This is a genomic window from Mucilaginibacter sp. (genome assembly GCF_041660805.1).
Taxonomy (GTDB): Bacteria; Bacteroidota; Bacteroidia; order Sphingobacteriales; family Sphingobacteriaceae; genus Mucilaginibacter.
Genome location: NZ_JBAZVP010000005.1, coordinates 189,366 through 210,396 on the forward strand (window position 1 = coordinate 189,366; position 21,031 = coordinate 210,396).

20 protein-coding genes are annotated in these 21,031 nt (G+C 39.4%); 12 read left to right on the forward strand and 8 right to left on the reverse strand.

Features of this window, described 5'->3' with window-relative positions:
- Window positions 1-31 precede the first annotated feature (31 nt).
- Window positions 32-463: a hypothetical protein gene (locus tag WC743_RS09780; protein ID WP_373011769.1), complete on the reverse strand. Its 432-nt coding sequence runs from the start codon at window positions 461-463 to the stop codon at window positions 32-34.
- Window positions 464-528: 65 nt separating this feature from the next.
- Between WC743_RS09780 and WC743_RS09785 the strand changes: the two genes are divergently transcribed.
- The gene (locus WC743_RS09785; RefSeq protein ID WP_373011770.1) at window positions 529-1,023 is read left to right on the forward strand and encodes a hypothetical protein; all 495 of its coding nucleotides are present in this window, start codon (window positions 529-531) and stop codon (window positions 1,021-1,023) included.
- Between the two features lie 90 nt (window positions 1,024-1,113).
- On the opposite strand, the gene WC743_RS09790 is transcribed toward WC743_RS09785, so the two are convergent.
- From WC743_RS09790 to WC743_RS09805, 4 genes are all read right to left on the reverse strand, one after another.
- On the reverse strand, window positions 1,114-1,266 hold the full coding sequence (locus WC743_RS09790; RefSeq protein WP_373011771.1) for a hypothetical protein: 153 nt from the start codon (window positions 1,264-1,266) through the stop codon (window positions 1,114-1,116).
- A gap of 7 nt (window positions 1,267-1,273) precedes the next feature.
- Window positions 1,274-2,278 (reverse strand): DUF932 domain-containing protein, encoded by a 1,005-nt coding sequence (locus tag WC743_RS09795; protein ID WP_373011772.1) that lies wholly within the window; start codon window positions 2,276-2,278, stop codon window positions 1,274-1,276.
- Between the two features lie 4 nt (window positions 2,279-2,282).
- Entirely contained in the window at window positions 2,283-2,450 is a 168-nt protein-coding gene (locus WC743_RS09800) for a hypothetical protein (protein ID WP_373011773.1), read from the reverse strand.
- Between the two features lie 63 nt (window positions 2,451-2,513).
- Complete coding sequence (locus WC743_RS09805; RefSeq protein WP_373011774.1) at window positions 2,514-3,074, reverse strand: hypothetical protein; 561 nt, start codon at window positions 3,072-3,074, stop codon at window positions 2,514-2,516.
- A 664-nt stretch (window positions 3,075-3,738) separates the two neighbouring features.
- Here WC743_RS09805 and WC743_RS09810 point away from each other — a divergent pair.
- The 4 genes from WC743_RS09810 to WC743_RS09825 are packed head-to-tail and all read left to right on the forward strand — an operon-like array spanning window position 3,739 to window position 9,498.
- Window positions 3,739-6,393, forward strand: a complete 2,655-nt coding sequence (locus WC743_RS09810; protein ID WP_373011775.1) for an ATP-binding protein — start codon at window positions 3,739-3,741, stop codon at window positions 6,391-6,393.
- Window positions 6,386-7,063: a hypothetical protein gene (locus WC743_RS09815; RefSeq protein ID WP_373011777.1), complete on the forward strand. Its 678-nt coding sequence runs from the start codon at window positions 6,386-6,388 to the stop codon at window positions 7,061-7,063. Before WC743_RS09810 ends, WC743_RS09815 begins: the two co-directional genes overlap by 8 nt.
- Complete coding sequence (locus tag WC743_RS09820) at window positions 7,053-7,628, forward strand: hypothetical protein (protein WP_373011778.1); 576 nt, start codon at window positions 7,053-7,055, stop codon at window positions 7,626-7,628. The genes WC743_RS09815 and WC743_RS09820 overlap by 11 nt, the downstream gene beginning before the upstream one ends.
- Window positions 7,629-7,638: 10 nt before the next feature.
- Window positions 7,639-9,498 carry a class I SAM-dependent DNA methyltransferase gene (locus tag WC743_RS09825; protein WP_373011779.1) on the forward strand — a complete coding sequence of 620 codons (1,860 nt, stop codon included), beginning with the start codon at window positions 7,639-7,641 and terminating at the stop codon, window positions 9,496-9,498.
- A gap of 4 nt (window positions 9,499-9,502) precedes the next feature.
- Here the strand turns inward: WC743_RS09825 and WC743_RS09830 are convergent, their stop codons facing one another.
- Window positions 9,503-10,234 carry a phage integrase SAM-like domain and Arm DNA-binding domain-containing protein gene (locus WC743_RS09830; protein WP_373011780.1) on the reverse strand — a complete coding sequence of 244 codons (732 nt, stop codon included), beginning with the start codon at window positions 10,232-10,234 and terminating at the stop codon, window positions 9,503-9,505.
- Between the two features lie 691 nt (window positions 10,235-10,925).
- Here WC743_RS09830 and WC743_RS09835 point away from each other — a divergent pair.
- Both WC743_RS09835 and WC743_RS09840 read left to right on the forward strand, forming a co-directional pair.
- Window positions 10,926-12,305 carry a toll/interleukin-1 receptor domain-containing protein gene (locus WC743_RS09835; protein WP_373011782.1) on the forward strand — a complete coding sequence of 460 codons (1,380 nt, stop codon included), beginning with the start codon at window positions 10,926-10,928 and terminating at the stop codon, window positions 12,303-12,305.
- Entirely contained in the window at window positions 12,298-13,827 is a 1,530-nt protein-coding gene (locus WC743_RS09840; RefSeq protein ID WP_373011783.1) for a hypothetical protein, read from the forward strand. The genes WC743_RS09835 and WC743_RS09840 overlap by 8 nt, the downstream gene beginning before the upstream one ends.
- Window positions 13,828-13,885: 58 nt before the next feature.
- Here WC743_RS09840 and WC743_RS09845 read toward each other — a convergent pair whose 3' ends face one another.
- The gene (locus WC743_RS09845; RefSeq protein ID WP_373011784.1) at window positions 13,886-14,986 is read right to left on the reverse strand and encodes a DUF4238 domain-containing protein; all 1,101 of its coding nucleotides are present in this window, start codon (window positions 14,984-14,986) and stop codon (window positions 13,886-13,888) included.
- 126 nt (window positions 14,987-15,112) lie between these two features.
- Here WC743_RS09845 and WC743_RS09850 point away from each other — a divergent pair, with 126 nt between their 5' ends.
- The 5 genes from WC743_RS09850 (at window position 15,113) to mobC (ending at window position 19,493) form a co-directional block, all read left to right on the forward strand.
- Window positions 15,113-15,451: a helix-turn-helix domain-containing protein gene (locus tag WC743_RS09850; protein WP_373011785.1), complete on the forward strand. Its 339-nt coding sequence runs from the start codon at window positions 15,113-15,115 to the stop codon at window positions 15,449-15,451.
- Window positions 15,448-15,687: a hypothetical protein gene (locus WC743_RS09855; RefSeq protein ID WP_373011786.1), complete on the forward strand. Its 240-nt coding sequence runs from the start codon at window positions 15,448-15,450 to the stop codon at window positions 15,685-15,687. Before WC743_RS09850 ends, WC743_RS09855 begins: the two co-directional genes overlap by 4 nt.
- 208 nt (window positions 15,688-15,895) lie before the next feature.
- The gene (locus WC743_RS09860) at window positions 15,896-16,303 is read left to right on the forward strand and encodes a mobilization protein (protein WP_373011787.1); all 408 of its coding nucleotides are present in this window, start codon (window positions 15,896-15,898) and stop codon (window positions 16,301-16,303) included.
- The gene (locus WC743_RS09865; RefSeq protein ID WP_373011788.1) at window positions 16,288-17,550 is read left to right on the forward strand and encodes a relaxase/mobilization nuclease domain-containing protein; all 1,263 of its coding nucleotides are present in this window, start codon (window positions 16,288-16,290) and stop codon (window positions 17,548-17,550) included. The genes WC743_RS09860 and WC743_RS09865 overlap by 16 nt, the downstream gene beginning before the upstream one ends.
- A gap of 2 nt (window positions 17,551-17,552) precedes the next feature.
- Entirely contained in the window at window positions 17,553-19,493 is a 1,941-nt protein-coding gene (gene mobC / locus WC743_RS09870; RefSeq protein ID WP_373011790.1) for a conjugal transfer protein MobC, read from the forward strand.
- A 138-nt stretch (window positions 19,494-19,631) separates the two neighbouring features.
- Here mobC and WC743_RS09875 read toward each other — a convergent pair whose 3' ends face one another.
- Complete coding sequence (locus WC743_RS09875) at window positions 19,632-20,948, reverse strand: glycosyltransferase (protein WP_373011791.1); 1,317 nt, start codon at window positions 20,946-20,948, stop codon at window positions 19,632-19,634.
- Between the last annotated feature and the right edge of the window lie 83 nt (window positions 20,949-21,031).

Sequence of the window (21,031 nt, forward strand, 5' to 3'; positions counted from 1 at the left end):
TTATCGCCAGTTTCCATTGTTCTTTCTCAGTTCAACGATTTGATAATAGAAAATACCCGAAAAACAATAAAACCGCGATCGTTGAGTAAATAGAGAGTAGAGAATATAAATTAGTTCCTGTCTGAATGGAACCGTATCGTTCCCGGTCTCTTTCACCAATCTTAGTTATATTGGCCTGAAGCCGCGCTCTTAACAACATACGATAATCAACAAATAGAAGCAGGACAGAATTAAGCGTCGGAATTACCAAACTCCAACTTGGTACATCTTTTCTGAAAGCGATTAATGCAAAATAGGCAGCAATTAACAAATTGTTCAAACTAAACACTTTATCGTGCATTCTGTCAAAATACTTTTGAGTATCAGCAATTCCGGTTTCCTCCATTCTTTCAAATCGTTGATCCATTTCTTTAAGCTCCTGGTCGGTCATAATGCCGAGTTCCCTGCATTCTTCGTCAGTCATTAAGTTTAGTTTTTATTACTATAATCATTAAATTTCTCCATATAAATCTACGTAAATTTACTTTGATGAAAATTAATGAATATGAGGCGGGGATGCTCGATACGATATTGGAAGCGTTTGGCAAAAGCGACAATTTGAGCCGTAAGCAATTACTGGAAATATTTGACGGCGACGAGCCATTAGCCAATGCAATTGTGACCCTGCTGGTTGAATCAGGGATGGTAAATGCATTGAGTACGGAAGAAACTGACCTGCCGATGCTCATTACCCGTGAGCCGAAAGCAGTTCTTTTAATGAAAAGCGGGGGATTCACCGCTCAATACAGGGCCCATGAAAATGTGAACAAGGCCCAATTGGATTTGGATAAGCTTCAAAAGGAAAACCTGCTATTGCAGAATGAGAAGATGACTTATGAAAAGACCTTGCGGGAAAAGGATGAAATGATCCGTAGCCTGGAGTTGAAAAACAAACGTTTTGAGTTATTGAAAAATATTTTGTGGTTATTAGGTGCGGTTGATGTCGGGCTGGTGATCTGGATAGTTAAATTAATCATAAAATAGCACTTATTAGGCACTTAACGCCCGTCAAAAAACGCCTGCCTATCGCTGTGGATAGCGGCGTTTTAGTTGTTTTTAGCTTGTTTGGGCCTCTTAATTAACCTCGATAATCATTGGATATTGGCAGTCGGCGGCTTCCGCCTCGGCCTCTAAACGGTCGTCTAATACAAGGTTGTTGCCGTCTTGGTCGGTTACAATGGCAGCGTATTCGGGGCCGCCGTGCATTTCTAAAATCAGGTATCCCATGGCCGTATCAATTAAAGTTCAACATTTGGCTACCGAACTGTGCAAAATTGGTCGCAAGGTCAAACGCTGATTGGTTACGCTGTAAATCTGTACCACCCATGATGGACTTAAATTTGGTCTCATCATCTTTAAAGCTGCGCACATTTTGGTGATAACCTGTTACCGCATTGTAAAAACCAAATAACGTGCCTTTGGTCGTGATCTCCTGTTGGGTCTCGCTGGTAAGCGCGTAATCCATGACAGAACTAACTGTGTTGTTAAAATGACTGCTCAATTCGGCCTCTTTACCCGCCTGTAACTTACTCAGGGTTTCCCTGTTGGGCGACATGGCCAGTTGTATCAGTTTCTTTAACTGCGGGTCGCTAATACGCAATTTCGCCCACTGGTTAAAAATGCCGTCCAGTTCCTGGGCAAGCTGATTGGTAAGCCCCAACATTTTGTGCGCCGATTTTAGTTTTTCGGCGGCACTGGCGGTATGGCGTATCTTGATACAATTGGTGCAATTCTGCAATGTGGCGTTCAAAGTGTTGCGGCATATAATCCGTACAGGTGTAAAAGCAATGGTAATACTCCCTGTACCGTCATGACTGGAGGTTAAAAATAAATACTGCTCCACCATATCATTGCGCCCGACACGGATATATTCGGGCAATTTGGCAGTTACATAAACAGTTGAGCCGTAACCGATGCTCCCTGCTGTTTCATAGTGTATCCCGCCATACTCTTTAACAATGCTGTCAAAAAAGCCAAAGCTTTCGATGTTTTGCACGACTTCGTAATCGCTCCCGACCTTATCGCCCAAAATGGCTTCGGTATCGGTGCGAAAAGTATAGTAACTGTTATCCGATATAATGTTTATACCACTCGGCAGAGGGTGAATATTCGGGCGCTTTAAAACAGTAAAGTCTAAACCCGCCTCGGCTATCGCTTCGGCGCTGGTATTACATTTGGTAATGGTCTTGCCTAAGACCTGCCAAACTTTTGGTTTGATATTTTGATTTGCAGTTTCCATAATATTAATGTTTGAGTTTATAGTCCATCAATTCCAGCTTTTCTATCCTCACTTTTTTAGTGTCGCTAACAGTTACTTTAGCCTTATGCTGTAAATCGCTGATAGCTTCGTGTACTGTTTTATGCGTAGTACGGATAGTGGCTTTTACTAATAAAAAAATGGTATCGGTCATGATTTCCTGAATTTGGTAAATAGAATAACCCCTATGCCCGAAAGCATAGGGGTTATGGGTCAATTAAGCGGGTATCGTAATACCTGCCTCGATCTCGGCAAGCTTATCCACGCAAAGACGGTTCACCATCTGTGCAACTGTCCAGATAATGGTCGGGTTCTTGGTGGTAAACTTTTGGCGGTTATCGTCCTCAATGGTCAAAACACAGCCCTGGTATACATTACCGCCTGTCTCGTCCATTTCTTCTTTCAGGTCGAATTCAAAGGCATCTAAATTGTTGATGGTTTCCAACAGCTTGTCCCTTTGTATTTTACGGCGGTGCAATTCTTCCACCAGTTTTAAAGTACCCTCTAAGTTCAGGGCAGGTTTAACAGGTTCGGCTTTCGGTTCTGTCTTAACCTCTGCTTTTGGCGGTTCAGGGGCTTTAGCCGGTTCAACTTTTGGTACCTCTGCATTCGGGGCTTCTTCCTTTGGCTTTTGCGCTTCGGCAGGCTTGGCCGAATCTTTATTGACAGGGTTACCCGCCACGAATTGCGGGTTTTGGTTCTCCTTAGTTACCGGGTTTTCTTTTTTTACACTGGTGCTATCACCTGTTTTTTTGCTTTCAATTACTTTGGTTTCCATGCTTTCTAAATTTTAAATGGATGTTTTTAATGTTAATTCTCCTAAATGTGGGTGCGGAAGCCGGGGCGGCCTTGCCGCCCCGCTTGGGCTGTGTGGTGGGTCTCGTCCGTTTGCTGTGTCCATGATGCTATCTTTTTGAAAGTCACCGTCGGCTGAAGCCTCCGGTGGCTTTTGTTGACAGCCCTCACCTAATGAGTTGGGCAGAACGACAAGGCTTTGCGAAAAAAAAATACTACCCCCGCGAAGCGGGGTGTGGAGATTTTTTTTCAGCAAACCCGCAGGGCCCCGGGCTTGGCGTTCTGCCCAACTCTTGGGAAATTTGTTGACAAAAAGCCTGTGGAGAACGAGTAAAAGCGTAATAGAAATTAAACGGAATTAGTAAGTGGCCGTAAAAAATCCGGGTGGCTTGGGCGATGCGAATGCGATGCCCAAACCACCCAGTGTTTTAAAATGCAGTGAAGCGGCTGAGGAATGAAGCGGCTGGAACTGCTGATTTAACAAGAATTAATATATATTGATGGAAAACTGTAAGAAACGATTGTTAGTGCATGATCAATTATCAATATTCATACATTTGCAGGTATAGTTAACTGTTTAGTAGGTTTTGATATAAAGGCATTTGGTGATAGTTAAATGAAAGTTATATCTTTAAACTATAAAGCCCATGAAATACAATTTATGGGCTCTATGTTTATTAATAATATTAATGGAAGTAATACAACCGGTTAGAAATAAAGTACCATTTAAAGTGTCGGCAAGAACTGCCCGGCTAATCGGTCGTGAAAACATTGCTACTTCTAAAGGTGCCATAATTGAACTGGTAAAAAATGGTTATGATGCAGACAGTAAGGTCAGTATCGTTTATTTTGATAATAGATATTCAAGTATCCCTAACGAAATAACCACTGATTACTTTACTGATCTCCAACTATTCGAAATCCCAAATGATTTATTATTAAAGGTTTATGAAAAGGTAGAGGACGGTTATCGGATAAAAGCGGTCATTGACGAAGGAATTAAAGGAGAGTTAAAAAAACAACTCGCTAAACTTGCAACATTATATATTATTGATTTCGGCGAGGGCATGACCCAAAAAATCATTAGGGACCATTGGATGACCATTGGTACAGATAATAAAGCGAATAATATATTTACAAAAACCGGCCGCGTCAAAGCGGGGGCAAAAGGTATAGGCCGGTTTGCCTTGGACAAGCTTGGTAGTAAATGTGAAATGACAACTATTTTCAATCCTGAAAATCATGAAGTCGATGTGGATGAAGATGGACAACCAACGGGCTTTTCGGGTTATCAATGGTTGGTAAATTGGGAAGATTTTGAAGGCGACTATAAGACAATCGATAGTGTTAACGCTGAATTAATAGGCATAACAGAAAGCTCAATTTTAACAGAACTCCAGGAGCATATACCGGAGATCAATTTTTTAGAAATCAAAAATGTTGATTTTCAATTCGGTACGATTTTGAAAATAACCGATTTACGTGACAATTGGGAAGATTTCTTTGTATCGCAGGTTTATTCTGACCTTGAAGTATTAGTGCCACCGAAAGAAAATGGTGGTTTCGAAATTTATGTTTTTAGTTCCTTAACACCGGATAAGTATGGCGAAGTATTTGGATCTATTTGTGATGATTATGATTATAAGATACATGCAGTTGCTGATGAAAAGCAAAATGTTTCTATTACAATTTATCGTCAGGAATACAATCATGAATTAATTGATCCTGAATTGTTTCAACGAGAAGCAATGAAGATATTTCCTTTTACTAAACAAGATTTTATTAACGGCGAGTGGAAAATGGATACTACTTTTTCTAAACTCATTCCGGGGTATGCCGTGCAAGATGATGAGAATGTTTTTGCAGAAATTGGCGTATTTGATTTTTCTTTTTATTTCTTGAAGCGTACTACTTCTTCACCTGACACTAAGCGCTTTTTTTACAGAAATTTTCACTCCAATCATCGAAGAGAATGGCTTGATAAATTTGGTGGCATAAAGCTTTTTCGTGATAATTTCCGCGTGCGCCCTTACGGTGAAACTAACGATGTGGCGTTTGATTGGCTTGGATTGGGTAACAGAAAATCGGCGAGTCCGGCAGGTATAGGGAAAGAAGAGGGTGGTTATAGAGTAGAGCCTGAAAACGTAGCGGGCGCAGTAAAAATATCTCGCCTAACGAACGTAAATTTTGAAGATAAATCAAGCAGAGAGGGTTTGCAGGAGAATAAAACCTTTCAAATATTCAAAAGGTTATTAGCAGCTATTATCAACGTTTTCGAAAACGATCGCGCATATATAGCACGGGAAATGGCCGATTATGATAATATTAAATTTGGGCCGGAACGTGATAGGAAAGCTGCTGAGGCTGTTGCGAAGCGCATATTAGCTAATAGCCGTGCAAGAAAGGAAAAAGCGGCTAATCAGCAAACAAGTTCAGAACAGGGTGATACAACAGCAGACAATGAGCCGGTTGATGAAGAAAAAGAAATGCTTGCCGGTGAGGTGGAACGAAAAGAGGAAGAAATTGAAAAATTAAAAGAAGAGCAAAAAATATTAAGGGGGTTAGCAAGTAGCGGCATTGTATTGGCTTCATTTAGTCATGATTTGAGTAAACTAAATGATGTTCTTAGTTCCCGTGTGGATAAACTAAAAGGTTTATTGCTTGAAAGGATCAGCGAGGATTCGTACGCTGATGTTGAAGAACGAAAAAATCCATTCTTTCAACTGGAAAAGTTTAAAAAACAGGATGCCAAAATGCAAAATTGGTTAAGCTTTTCCTTGGGTGCGGCAAGAAAAGATAAGAGAAAACGTAAACAACTCTTTCTGAAAAATTACTTTAGCGACCTCAAAAATGATTGGTCTACTGTATTTGAGTACCGGGCGATAGACTTGGACATTAGTGCAGTTGAGGACCTGGAAATGCGTGTGTTTGAAATTGATTTTGACAGCATTTTTAACAATCTGTTTATTAATTCTATAGATGCTTTTACCGTCTCAACGGTTGACCGACCAAGAAAAATATGGGTGAAGACATCCATAACTAATAAAGAAATATTAATCGAATACTATGATAGCGGCCCAGGTCTATCAACAGACATAGAGCGGCCTGAAATCATTTTTGAAGCGATGTACACCACCAAACGCAATCCAAATACCGGTGAAGAAATAGGTACCGGTTTGGGAATGTGGTTGATTAAATCTATTGTAGAAGAAAACGACGGTACGGTGAAATTGCTATTTCCTCAAGAGGGTTTTGGTATAAGAATCTCTTTCCCCGTTAAATATAAAAAGCAAAATGTATAAAGTATTATTTATAGATGAGGAAACTGAGGTCTTTGGGGACTTTAAGGATTATGTCGATGCATCACCATTGAAGGCGGAATTTGAAATAATTACCGAGCTTCCTTTGAACAATATAGAGGAGATGATTGAATTGATCATTAAGGTTAATCCTGATGCGATTGTTACTGATTTTATGCTTAATGATGCAAAGGTCGATATCAAATACAATGTGCCATATAACGGCTCTATATTGGTTAAAACTTTTACTGATATCAGGCACGATTTTCCATGCTTTATCTTAACGTCTTTTGACGATCAGGCCATAACGCAAAGTGAAGATGTCAACATCGTTTATATCAAAAATATACTACATGGTGATGTTGAGACAAAGACCAAGGCTCGTGCAACTTTTTTAGAACGGATTAAAGGCCAAATAAATCACTATAAAACCCGCGTTGATGTTGCCGAAAAAAGATTATTGGAGCTTCTTGAAATAAGAGCAGCCGGTAAGGCAACGATTGATCAAGAAAATGAAATTATTGAACTGGATACTTTTTTAGAATCAAGCATAGATAGGAAAAGCGTAATACCAAAAGAGTTTAAAAGCCTCTCTAATACCGATAGATTAGATCAGATACTTTCAAAAGTAGATGATATTTTAAAGAAAATAGATTCAGAGGATGGCAAATAAATTTCGGGAAAACCAGCCCAAGCGAACTTGTGCCAAAACCTACACAACCTACGGGCCTTTTAAACCACACCTCGCGAAAGATTTTGTGAATAGATGCGGCTATACAGACTGTTCGGACTTTTGGTTTGGTGGGCCAAATAATTTCCATATCGATCATTTTGTGCCATGGAAAAATTATCCGGCGAAACCTCATTTAAAAACTGATTATCAAAACCTGGTCTATTGTTGTTCTTATGTGAACATATTGAAATCGAATGATGAAACGGATTATATTGATCCGTGTAATGTTGATTTTAACGATCACTTTACGCGCGATAACGTTGGCAATATACTTCCTGTTGCAAAATCGAGTTCTGCCGTTTATATGCATAAACGGTTGAAGCTGTATCTAAGGCGATATCAAATTATATGGATGCTTGACAATATTGTCGCTCGAATGAAACAATTGAGTGACGCGATAAAAAACCCGAAAAATCAAAATATCAAAACTAATTTGCAGGTCTTACATAGTGATTTAAGTACGGAATTGACTACCTATCTGGATTACCTGCGCGGTAATCAATAAGGCTGCAATAATGAAAAGTGTATTCAAGTATTTAAGCCAAAGTGGTGTTACTAATTCCCGTGAAGTTGACAGATTGATTGTTTCTGCATTTTTTGCAATCAATAAAATCGAGGTTAATCATAATCTTCATTTAAAAGAACTTTTAATTAAAGAATTACAGGCTGAAGAAAATTCACGATTAAAAGATTTTGTATCTGTAATCGCAAATGAAACAAGCACTTTTGGCCTTGAGCAGTTGATCGAGTTATTTGAATTTGTAATTTCGCCATCAGACAAAATAATAAATGGGGCTGTGTATACTCCCGTTCATATTAGAGAATATATAGTCGAAAATGCATTTAATCTGTACACTGGTCAATTAGAAACAATTATAGGAGCAGATATAGCTTGCGGATGTGGCGGGTTTCTTTTGAGTATGGCCGCAAAACTACGCGAGCGCACAAACAGATCTTTTAGTCAAATTTATGGCGAAAACATCTTTGGAATAGATATCACTAGTTATAGTATTGATCGAACTAAAATCCTTCTTACTATATACGCTCTCATGAATGGAGAAGATGAACAAACCTTTCAATTTAATCTGTTTACTGGCAACTCACTTGAATTTGATTGGGTAGCCAATAGCGAGAGGGTTGAACAAAACGGAGGGTTTGATATTTTGGTCGGAAACCCACCCTATGTTTGTTCGAGAAATATGGATGCCGAAACACTTGCGCTGCTGGAACGCTGGGAGGTTTCCAGGACCGGACATCCTGACCTATACATCCCCTTTTTTCAAATTGGTATTGAAAATCTAAATGATACAGGTGTTTTAGGCTATATTACCGTTAATACATTTATTAAAAGCATCAACGGCAGAGGGGTACGAGAGTATTTTGCTGCTAATGATATTAACTTGAAGCTTTTGAATTTCGGAGGCGAACAGATTTTCCAGGATAGAAACACTTACACTTGTATTTGCTTTTTGACACATGGTAATGGTGGTATAGATTACATTCGTTTAGAAAGTAACGAATTGGACGGCGTCAACCTAGAAAATCTTTTGCATTTTAATTACGACGATTTAAATCATCATGACGGTTGGAATTTAGTTAACGAGATTGAGGTTCTTAACTTTATTAATGTTGTAGAAAACATAGGTATTCCATTTAAAGATCTTTATAATACCAAGAATGGTATAGCCACATTGAAAAACGATGTTTATAAATTTAAGCCCGTTTATGAAGACCGGGAATTTTATTACTTAGAAGATGGTGGACAGCGATTTCAAATCGAGGTAGGCATATGTCGGGATATTATCAATGCTAATAAATTAAAACAGGAAAACGACATTGATCGAATACGCGAAAAAATTATTTTTCCTTATGATGAACGAACTGTTATCATACCTGAAAACATCATGCAGGTTAATTTTCCGCAGGCTTACAATTACTTAACTGTTAAACGACAAATTCTTTCTGGAAGGGATAAGGGAAACAGGGATTATGAAACCTGGTATGCCTATGGTCGCAGGCAATCGATGGATATCCACGCTTATAAATTATTTTTTCCACACATTTGTGATCGGCCAACTTTTGTATTGTGTGAAGAAATGGATTTGCTATTTTATAATGGGATGGCCATCGTTTCCAATAGTTTAGAAGATTTACTGGTGATTAAAAAGATTATGGAATCTGATCTTTTTTTCAAATATATTAGTAATACTACAAAGGATTATTCATCAGGATATATCTCTATGAGCCGTAATTATCTAAAGAATTTTGGTGTTTATCAGTTAGATGCAGAGCAAAGGGCTACTCTGCTGGAACTAAATGATGTTAATGCATTTTTAGAAGAATTATATGGAGTAAATAATTTGCAGTTCATTTGATAGCTTAATAAAGAAAAAATTGGCGGAGCACAAACTTAAATTTGGTATCGAGATCATTGAAAGATTGTTTGTACTTGGCCTTGATCTTCGTTTTATAATTAATGAAGGGGCTACGTACAAGCCAATTATTAGCCACACAGATATGGATGATCTTTTTTAAGTTCTTGATATACTTGACTGCCGAGTTGTTATTACAGTGCCTCACAGTTCTGAGGTAAAATTCAAGCGATGTTACAAACTCATGGTCTAAATCCTGAATATTAATATCAGAGACTTTATACTTCCACTTTAAAAAGTTTTTCACATGTTTAATCGTGGTCTGATAGCGAATGGCTGTAGCAGGTGCATACTCTTTTCCAATCAGCGCCTCAACCTGCCTGTTGTGATCTTCAAAGATTGGGATCAACATACGGCAAACAACTTCCTCTTCAATGCCATTCATGCGGTCTTTAAAGGTTTGCGCGGTAATGGGGATTTTCCGTTCGATCATTTCCCGATAAACTTCATAGGCTTTTTGTTCAACCGTTTTTAAATGGTTGTTGACGGATTTGGCTTCGTCGGTGTTTCCCATTACTTTTTGGGCGATAGTATTCCATTTATCCGGAGGGGCATTTCGCTTAGTTGCGATCTCAACTCGCTCACTATCAATAGTTATCCGTAGATAAATAGGGGCGTTTCCATTGGGTAACGCCTTGGTTCGTTTCATCTGAAACAAAAGGGCAAAAGATTTAGTCATTTTTAGTGCTATTAAAGGTTAAAAAATTAGTCCTTTACACTGCTGATTTTAATGAGTTGGTCTTAAATAACACATTGAAATACAGAAGCTTCCAGCATTTCCAGAGACCTAAGGTAAGAAACCTGTCGAGGTCTCCGAATAGGTCTCCAGAACGTTGAGCATTTTTGACTTCTTTTGAGGTATAATTCATAAAAAAAACGCTATAAAACCGGGTTTTATAGCGTTTTGGCCTGTTTTGAGGCTGTAATCGTGGAGCCGGAGGCTCTATGAAAAGTTAATTTCTTCGCGCAAAATGTGCATTTTTAGCGTTTAAATGAGGTTTTTTGAATTGCCTAAAAAAGTGATAGCCTCGATGGTAGCCTTTTAGATTAATTCAATTCACCGGATTTTATAGAACGATTTGTAATGCAATTTACATCGAATTTTTTATTAAATCAAAGCATATTCTGCAACAAATGTTCAAATTAGATAGACGGGTTATAATGTGAAAAACCATCTAAGTAACTTAGGTATCTTGTTAAAAGCCAGCATGTAGCTGGCTTTGGTATTTATGTTATATTTGTAGTACTTTAACCTTATTCAAAATATTAAACCGCTAATAGGGCTTTAACAAGCAATCCCCCTTATTTCAGTAATATTATTGAATAACCTCCAAGTAAATTCTGATTAAATAATTTCTAAGAGAAAAATAGTGGAAACAGATATTAGGGACATAGTATTTATTGGACATGCTACACCTGAAGATAATGAATTTACGCTTTGGCTTCAATCTAAACTTAAAAACGAAGGCTATAATTGCGAATGTGATTTGTCATTTTTATTAGGTGGCGAATCTGATTATTGGAAAAGCTTACAAGACTTATTAGGGCAGAAAACAATCAAATATATCCTGGTAGTTTCCAATGTAACATTTGATAAAAGCGGGGTATTAGATGAATGGGAACAATGTAAAAGTATTGAAAAGCAACACAGTTTAACAGATTTTATTATTCCTGTTAAAGTTGATAATTCCGCATATAATACCAGAATTGGCCTGAATAGGAAAAATATTATATCATTTGAAAATAATTGGGGTGATGGATTAAAGCGGTTATTAAATAAATTGGCGCATGATGCAGTGCCGAAAGCAATAGCGAGCAATAATTCCATTATGGATTGGTATGACAATGTTTATACCACATATTCAGGTGTTGATTACAAGGATACAGATACCTTCTTTTCCAACTGGATAAAAATCCCTCATCTACCTAAGAAGATCCATTTCTATAAGTTTTATAATGAGCAGCAGGCAAAGGCTATTCTAAGCAATCTGGTTTACCCTGGATTCCGGCATGGTAATATGATAGTTACCTTTCAAAAAACATTGAATTATTATTTGTCAGATGAACAATTGGAGATTAATCCCACGGAGCATTTAATCAAAGACACGTTTGAAGCTTTTGAGTGGTACGAGTCAGATACCTTTCCTAGTTATAATGATTTTAGACGCTTATTAGTCAGGCTGCTTAGAGAATGTTTTGAAAATTATTTGAAAGGATTTAACCTGATACCTTATGAACTTTCCAATAGTAGCTGTTATTATTTTGAACATAAGGGAGAAGATAAATCAAAGGGTAAATTTTATGTCAATGGGAAGTTGAAAAATATAGGGGTAACCGGAAAATACTATGATGCGTTTTGGCATTATGCGATAAGTTTTAGGCCACTTCTCTATCCTGAACTATGTCTGAGTATAAAAAACCATATCATTTTCACAGAGGATGGAGTAAAGGCTTGGGATGATAAAAAGAAAATGCATAGTGCCAGAAGAGATAAGGGCAAGAATATGCGAAATAAGGAATGGCGCGACCAACTTTTAGCTTTTCTTTCCTGCCTTTGCAATACAGAAAGTGACGAGATTTCAATTCCAGTTGCGGAGGATGAAAATATTGTATTATCCACTACGCCAATTACTTTCAATGCTAAATTCAGTTATATTGAGCCTAATGATGAGGAACGATTAAAACCGATAGATGATTTCTTAGAAGAAGAGGAATTTTACGAAGAAGGCGAGGGTAATACAGATGTTTGAATTAAAGCACATCAAAGAGCCTGTTTTACTTTTTAACCATGATCAAAAAGTAACTGACCCCCGCGATGGATTAACATTGTTCGGGCCCTTTAATAAAAATAAGATCAATAATTTCTCTATAGGAATTATTGGAACAGACAAAGGGATCATAAGAATGAAAAAATGGATTGCCCGGTTTTTGAAACCGATGCAACCCCTAAAGAAAGACTACGCCAAACCTTTTTATCCCGGTTTTGAAACAATATTTGGAGTTACTATCAATCTTAATTCTACAATTGAAATAAAGGTCGATGAAAATAAACTTAATGAGTATTATCGTTATTCAGATGCTCATGTAAGGGTTGCCAATATGGTCAATTTGTATGTGGATGCACTCGTAGAATACAAAACTGACGATGACAGGCCTCCGGTAAATTTATGGTTTGTAGTAATCCCGGATTTAGTTTATCAACACGGAAGGATAAAATCTAAAGGTTTTGGCGAAGCTATCAAGATCGGTATTAAAAATAAATATGACCGTGTTAACCCTGGTTTGTTTGATGAAATTGACCCCGAATATGCTAAACTTAAAGAGTGCTACCTATATGACAATCACTTTCATAATCAGTTAAAATTAAAATTGTTGAAGCATGAAGTATTAACACAAATCATTCGAGAATCAACGGTAGCTTATAAAGAAGATGAGTTTTTAAAGAAAAACCGGGAGCCAAAAAGAGATTTATCCAAGATGGAAACGGATATTGCCTGGAATATCGCAACTTCTACCTATTATAAAATTGGGGGATTGCCTTGGAAACTCGGCACCATACGAAAGGATGTATGTTATATTGGTTTAGTATTCAAAATAGATGAAAGGCAAAAGTCGAACAAATATGCTTGTTGTGCAGCTCAAATGTTTTTGGATTCCGGCGATGGGATGGTTTTTAAAGGTGCTGTCGGCCCCTGGTATAATGAAGAAACCAAAGAATATCATTTAACTAAGGACGCGGCTTTAGATCTTCTTTCAAAAGCCATACAGTCGTTTAAAAAATCCAATGATCAGAACATTCCCAAAGAGGTATTTATACATGGCCGTACACAATTCGATAATGATGAATGGGATGGCTTTTGTGAAGCAGTAAAGGATTTAGAAATTGCATTAGTCGGTGTAACCATTAAGGATGAAAAAGTATTTAAACTATACAGAGATAAAAATTTCCCGATTTTAAGGGGGAGTCTTTTTGTCAAAGATGATAATAATGCTTTTTTATGGACTAAAGGTTTTATTCCGCGATTACAACAACCATTGGGAATGGAAACTCCTAATCCTTTAACCATACGGATAACGCGGGGTAAGGGAAATGTGAAAATAGAAACAGTTTGCCAGGACATTTTAGCCCTTACCAAGCTAAATTATAACTCCTGCCGCTTTTGTGATGGATTACCAGTAACGCTAAAATTTGCTAATGTAATAGGTGATGTATTAACTGCTGGTACTTTAGAAGGCTTAAAACCAGCACTTCCATTCAGATATTATATTTAATAAAACTATTAGCAGTGTACTGTCGCGCTGAAGCTAACTATTAGATTTTTGAGTGAAGTTAGTAGCCGAGTTTCTTTATTTCTTCATATTCGGCTTTGAGCTGTAAGTTATTATGATGAAGAGGCTTTTGGAGGAGATCTTCCATCTTTTTTATAGTAGCGGGGTTTCCTAAACCATGTGCCTCCATAAATGTAACCAACTCTTTCATATCTGTGGCTTGTTCTGCTAAATTTTGGACCATTAAAATATTCTCGGGAGTGATTTCATTATATTTGATCTGATCTTTTAAATGTGCGTGTACGGTTCCTGGTTTCCCGAGTATCCAATCTTCTGAATTTTTTTCAACCTGCAAGTTAGCAGTCAATACTGCCCTATAATCTTGCGTAGCACGAAACACCCTGTCAACAAGCGCTTCCTCTGTATTGGGATAAATAATGAGATAATGTTTATTATCCAGATGGACCTGGATGATATTGGTCGGATCAAAAACATTGAACCGTTGGTTAGTTATGCTATGCATATACACCGGATTGTCGGAAGTAATTAAATCAATATCGTCTTGAATAGTCATTACCATTAGGCCGGCATCCATTTTGAATTCGACAAACTCATGAAGGTCTTTGAGATGTTGGCTAAGAAAATTCTGCTTGTTTTTAATGTAAAGGTCATTTCGTACCATTTCTACGTCTTCAGCGAAAAATTCAAGTGGTTGGTCATTAAACTGGATTCGGATTTTCTCAGTTTGTTCTTTGTGATTTGAAACGACAGAATTCAAGATCTTGTCGATCCTTTTTTCATTGAAATTTAAAAACTTGGGGGTTCTGAAGAAAAGGCTCATCGTAGTTAATATGATCTGGCGCCTTTCTTCCGATGTGATATTTGTGTGTTTTTCATCGATGAGCAACCTGTAAATATTGGGGTATATGTTGTCAATCTCAGACGCATAATATCGTTCAATTTCATATTTTTCATTTCCTTCTACATCAGGAATCGTGTAAATATTCTTATCGACACAAATACTTCTTATGCTAATTAACTTTTCCTTTGGTGCATCTTCACTTTTGAGTTTCGCTTCCACGAAATACTTATCATCTTCTGCATATGCGAAGTTTTTAAGATAAGATTTAGGAATGAAGTGCTGACGTCGCGGATTACTCATTTCAATTAGAATTAATGGTTCGTTTAAAGATAAGTAATTTTAATATTTCCACCCTCCGACGTAGCATAACGTAGGATAATCCACTGTTTCAGCCGGGCCAATTTTGCCTCATCAAACATAAACAAGATGAGTGCAACAGAAAACAAACAACGCCTCGGCGGCCATACCCAACTATTTGGTGAGCAACTGGTCACCATTAAAGATCTCAACGATTTTAAAAATGAACTTCTTATTGAAGTCAAAAAATCGCTTAAAGAAAACGCCGGGCAGCCCGCCAAAAAATGGCTCAAGACCAACGAGGTAAGAAAAATCCTCGGCATCTCTATCACCACATTATTGACACTTCGCATTAACGGCGTTTTGCCGTATTCAAAAATCGGCGGCTGTCTTTACTTCGATTACGAGGATATCTTGAAAGTGATGGAAGAACAAAAACGGCGTCACAATCAATGGCCAGCCAAATGAGCAGTCCGAAAATAATAACTGGTTTAGGCAGGCAGGTGCCGCCGCCCTTAAACTATGTGTTGATCTTTTTTGACCAGGCAGGCTTCTCCGAAACCGAGGCACAACACTTTTATAATCACTACGAGATTATGGATTGGCGCGGCCTGAAAGGCGGCCTGATCCGCAACTGGAAGACCAAAGCCCAGGAATGGCTTTGGGAAATTAAACTACGGAATCCGCACTTGCGGATGAAGTAAAACCGGCCACCGCAGGTGGACGAAACAGACAAATTAAAAAGGCCGATTAATATACAACAAACCAGGGATTACCGAGGATAAGGAATTAAAACGCTGCGTTAGCGCGTTTAGCCAGATGTATTTTTGATTACATCAAAAAGGTTGTCTGGCAGCTACCGCTGTTTTGACCTTGCTCCGAAGTCGCCCGGTCTATAAATAAAATGATGTTATGGGCAGAAGAAAAGCCACCCATCCCGATGATAATTTAACCGAAGTGGTGATGTTAAGGTTAACAGAAACTACCCGGCAAAAGCTGGACAGCATCAGGCAGAACAGTGACTGCCAGACCGTACCGGAAGTGGTGCGCCGCATTATCGACAACGAACAAATTATTTATTATCATAAAGATGCTTCGTTGGATGGGCCAATGGAAATATTGACCGGCATACAGCAGGAATTAAAAGCCATCGGCATCAATATCAACCAAACCACCCGCTATTTTAACCGCAGTACATCGGAGGGCCAGCGGGCACACCACTTACAGATCACTTTGCAATATTATAAACAGGTGGATGCCAAGGTTAGCCTGCTATTGTCACTTATTTCCCAATTGGCCAAATCATGGTTGCAAAAATAACCATCGGCAAAAGCGTCCGGGGTATTCTCAACTATAATGAGAATAAGTTAAAGGAAGGCCAGGCGCAGTGTATTGCGGCCAGCCGCTACGGTGTGGAAAGGGAAGACCTGAATTTTTACCAGAAGCTCAACCGGCTGGAGCATTTGCAGGAAAAGAACCCCAGGGTAAAAACCAACGCGGTACATATCTCCCTCAACTTTGACCCGTCTGAAAAATTAAGCAAACAACAGCTTATTGAAATAGCCGGGCGTTATATGGAAAAGATAGGCTTTGGTAATCAACCCTATTTGGTTTACCAGCATACAGATGCCGGTCACCCACATATTCACCTCGTCACTACCAATGTGCAGGAGAATGGCAAAGCCATCCAACTGCATAACCTGGGCCGTGAACGTTCCACACAGGCACGTTTAGAAATTGAAAGGGAATACGGATTGATACCCGCGCAAAGCCGCTCCCAAAAACAGTTGCAGGGCTTAAAGCCATTCCCATTGGAAAAACTACAATACGGTAGGACGGAAACCAAAAGGACGATCACCAATATCGTAAACACCATCGTCCGTGAGTATAATTTTACCTCTTTGGCCGAACTTAATGCCGTACTCCGGCAATATAATGTGGTAGCCGACCGGGGTAATGAAGATTCCATTATGTTCCGGAAAAACGGCCTGGTATATAGCGCCACCGATGATAACGGCAAAAAACTCGGTGTAGCGATCAAGGCAAGCGACCTGTATAATAAACCGACCCTAAAAAACCTCGAAAAACAGTTTCAAAAGAACGGTCAGAGCCGCAAACTGTACAGGGAAATACTGAAAGAAAGAATTGATAAAGCATTATGCGATTATCCAAAACTAAGCCGGAATGACATGGCATACCTGCTCAAAAAGGAAAACATTAAAGCCCTGTTCCGCGAAAATGCGGCTGGGCAGGTCTATGGTATTACTTATATCGATCAGTTTAAAAAGTCGGTGTTCAACGGCAGCGATTTGGGCAAGGAATATGCCGCAAACGCCATCAGCCAGCGATTGGTTGCCAACGACCAGGTGCAGCGACAAAAACAGGATAGACAGCACTTCCAGCGCCAAGAGCTTACGCACTATCAACAGGATAGGGACACAGTTAGTCAATCGCCAAATTTATTGGAGGATCTATTGCAAACCCGCCGTTTGGATGATTACATCCCCGGCCAGCTTATCAAAAAACGCAAACGCAAAAAGAAACAAGGACAAACCCTTAAACGATAATTATGCAAACTGGGGAAAACGAGCACGGGCTGCGCCGTATCATTGATTTTACAAGGCTGTTAAGCCTGGTCATACTGGCCATTCATTTTTATATCGCCTGTTACGGCGCTTTTCAGCAATGGCACCTGACCGCGCCTATTGCCACCCGCGTCATCGGCAATTTTGCCCGAATGCCCGTATTTAAAAATAGGCCAACTACTAAGGCCGCATCATTGTTATTATTAGCGGTGTCCCTGATCGGTACTAGGGGCCGGAAGGAAGAAAAGATCAGGTTAAAAAACGCGCTGTCTTATATTGGCATTGGCTTACTGTTGTTCTTTGGCAGCTATCTTTTATTAGCACTGCAAATTACCCTGATTTTTATAGCATCGGTTTATATGGGCGTAACAGGCTTAGGCTATCTGTTAGTTTTGACAGGTGGGACTATGCTTTCACGCTTATTGAAACTGAAATTTCAGCAGGATGTGTTCAACAAAACCAACGAAACTTTTCCACAGGAAGAGCGGCTTTTAGAAAATGAATACTCCATCAACCTGCCTGCGCAATATAATTTGCAAGGTAAAATCCGTAAAAGCTGGATCAATATTATCAATCCATTCCGCGGGTTACTGGTCGCCGGAACTCCGGGAGCAGGTAAATCGTATTTTGTGATGCGGCATATTATCACGCAGCATATCTGCAAGGGATTTAGTATGTTTATTTATGATTTTAAATACCCCGACTTAACAAAAATCGCTTACAATACCCTGGTCAATAACCTGGCTGTCTACCCGGTAAAGCCGCAATTTTACGTCATTAACTTTGATGATCTATCCCGCTCACACCGCTGCAATCCGCTTGATCCGGCAACGATGGATGACATTACCGATGCGATGGAAGCGGCACGTACCATCCTGTTAGGGCTGAACCGCGAGTGGATTCGTAAGCAGGGTGATTTTTTCGTGGAATCACCGATCACTTATGTTACGGCCATGATCTGGTATCTGCGTAAATACAAGGGTGGTAAATACTGCACCTTGCCCCATGTGGTTGAATTAATACAGGTGGAACACGCCAAACTGTTCGCGGTATTGCAAAAGGAAAGAGAAATTGAGGCATTGATCAATCCATTTATCAATGCATTTAAAAATGATGCGATGGATCAGTTGGAAGGGCAAATTTCAGGTGCTGGTATCGCTATGGCGAGATTATCTTCACCACAGCTTTACTACGTGTTGTCCGGTAATGATTTTACAATGGACTTAAATAATCCAAAAGCGCCAAAAATCATTAGCCTGGGCAATAATCCCCAAAAATCACAAACCTATGGGGCAGTGTTATCGCTGTATATTACCAAGATGATGAAACTGGTCAACAAACCGGGCCAGCTAAAATCAAGTTTAAACTTTGATGAATTTCCGACGATCTATGTCAACAATTTGGACAGTTTAGGGTTAGCCACTGCCAGAGGAAATAAAGTGGCTATCACGCTTGCTGTGCAGGATTTTAGCCAATTAAGGAAAGAATATGGCAAGGAACTGGCGGATGTAATACCCAATATTGTGGGGAACATTATTAGCGGGCAGGTTTCGGGGGAAACGGCTAAAGCCTTATCAGATGGCTTTGGGAAGATCATGCAGAACCGGCAAAGCACTTCGGTAAACAGCAGCGATACCTCTGTTAGTTACTCCGGCCAGTTGGATGCGGCGATTCCTTTATCTACTATAACCTCTTTATCATCAGGTGAGTTTGTAGGCATGGTGGCAGACAATCCCGATCAAAAAATCGCCTTAAAAGCTTTTCACGCCGAGATCATCAACAACCATGAAGCCATCCGTAAAGAAGAAGCTGGGTACCGGCCATTACCAGTCATCAGAACGGTAACGCCCGAATTGATCCGGAATAATTACTTGAGAATAAAAATGGAGATTGAAGAACTGATTATTGAAGAACTGGCCGAATAAACAATTCTTTATTCAATTGATTAAAAATCAGTTTGAACACGTACAGTTTTTGCGACAGGGAATACAATGATGTCCGTTTTATAAAATCCCGACTTCATCTCCCTATAAAAAACGCTCGATACTAATATAGGAACAACCTTAGATTGACTTTTTAAGAAAATAGGTATGAAGTTTATCTATTGTAAGGTTTAAACCATCCTCATTCCGTATTAATTCACCAACTGCTTTTGCATTTACAATCAATTCTGTCGTCTCCGTCAACGCGATTGCACGGATCAGACGATCATAACTCAACTTCTTAAACGGGATATGGACTCCCAATTTTTTGCGTTCAATAATTTTACCCCACCAGGGTTGGTCAGCGATAATAGAAACCACAATTGCCGAGATCTTTGAATGCAAAACAGCCGCAACGGTACCTATTCCCCCATGGATTATGGCAGTTTTGCACTGCGGCAATAGCCAGTCATGATTGACATATTTGGTAATAAATAATTGGGGGCTATCCGGCAAATCTGGGATCAACGACCAGCCAGTGCCCAGTAGTACCCGTAAATTGGTGTTAGCTATTAACTTTTTTATGATCCTGCTAAAATATTCCGGGTCAGGTATTGGAACACTTCCAAAGCCAATATATATGGGTTGTTCACCGGCTTTTAACCACTCGATTAACGCCTCCGGTATCGAGTCCATTTTATTTGTTTCCCTGCTCTTTGCATTCAAGGTCAAAAAGCCCGAAACGATTGTGTTGTTGCCCCAGTCTTGCGGACGCGGGATCAATTGCGGACTATAGGCATAGATCGTAAGAACGTTTTCTTCGATTTCAACCGATTTTGCCTGTTTCTGGGATTCAAGGCCGAGCGTGTTTCTGAAGTGATTAATATCGCGTTTATTGAGTTGCCAGTAGAAATATTTGACCAGCCAATGGCTAAGCAGGTTGTATTGCGGGAAGTTGAAAAAATCAAGGCCGGCAAATGGAAATACCCTGGTCGCCGTGGATGGCGGATTCAATTGAATTATTGCGAACTTCTTCCTATTCTTCTCAGCTATCGCGTTTATCCAATGTGCTGTTAGAACCCCCGTTATTAAAAAGTCAGCTTCCCGGCAACCATTTAACAAATCCTGATTCAGGCGGGGTTGGATTTCGTGGCTGACCTTTTGCATGTATTTTAGCAGTGCAACCGCACTTCCCTTTTTTAATAGGCTAAGCGGCTCCGCCGAATGAAGCATTCCTTCAATATCGCCGTGAAGCGGATAGAAATCTACGCCATAGCCTTGAACAAAGTCCTTAAAATTTTCGGGGGCGAGTAAAATCACAGCTTCGCCCTTTTGCATCAAACCCAGGGCTAATGCAATGAAAGGCTGAACATCTCCCCGGGTACCGTAGGTAATAATAGCGTAGCGCATCGGTAATCCCTTCTTTTTCTTTATGGTCAAATATCCCATTAAAATCATAGATCATACGGTTCAGCTACTGGAAACAGCTTGTTTACAGTATTAATTAACAATTGTTAATCCGGGCAAGGCAGCCGACTTAT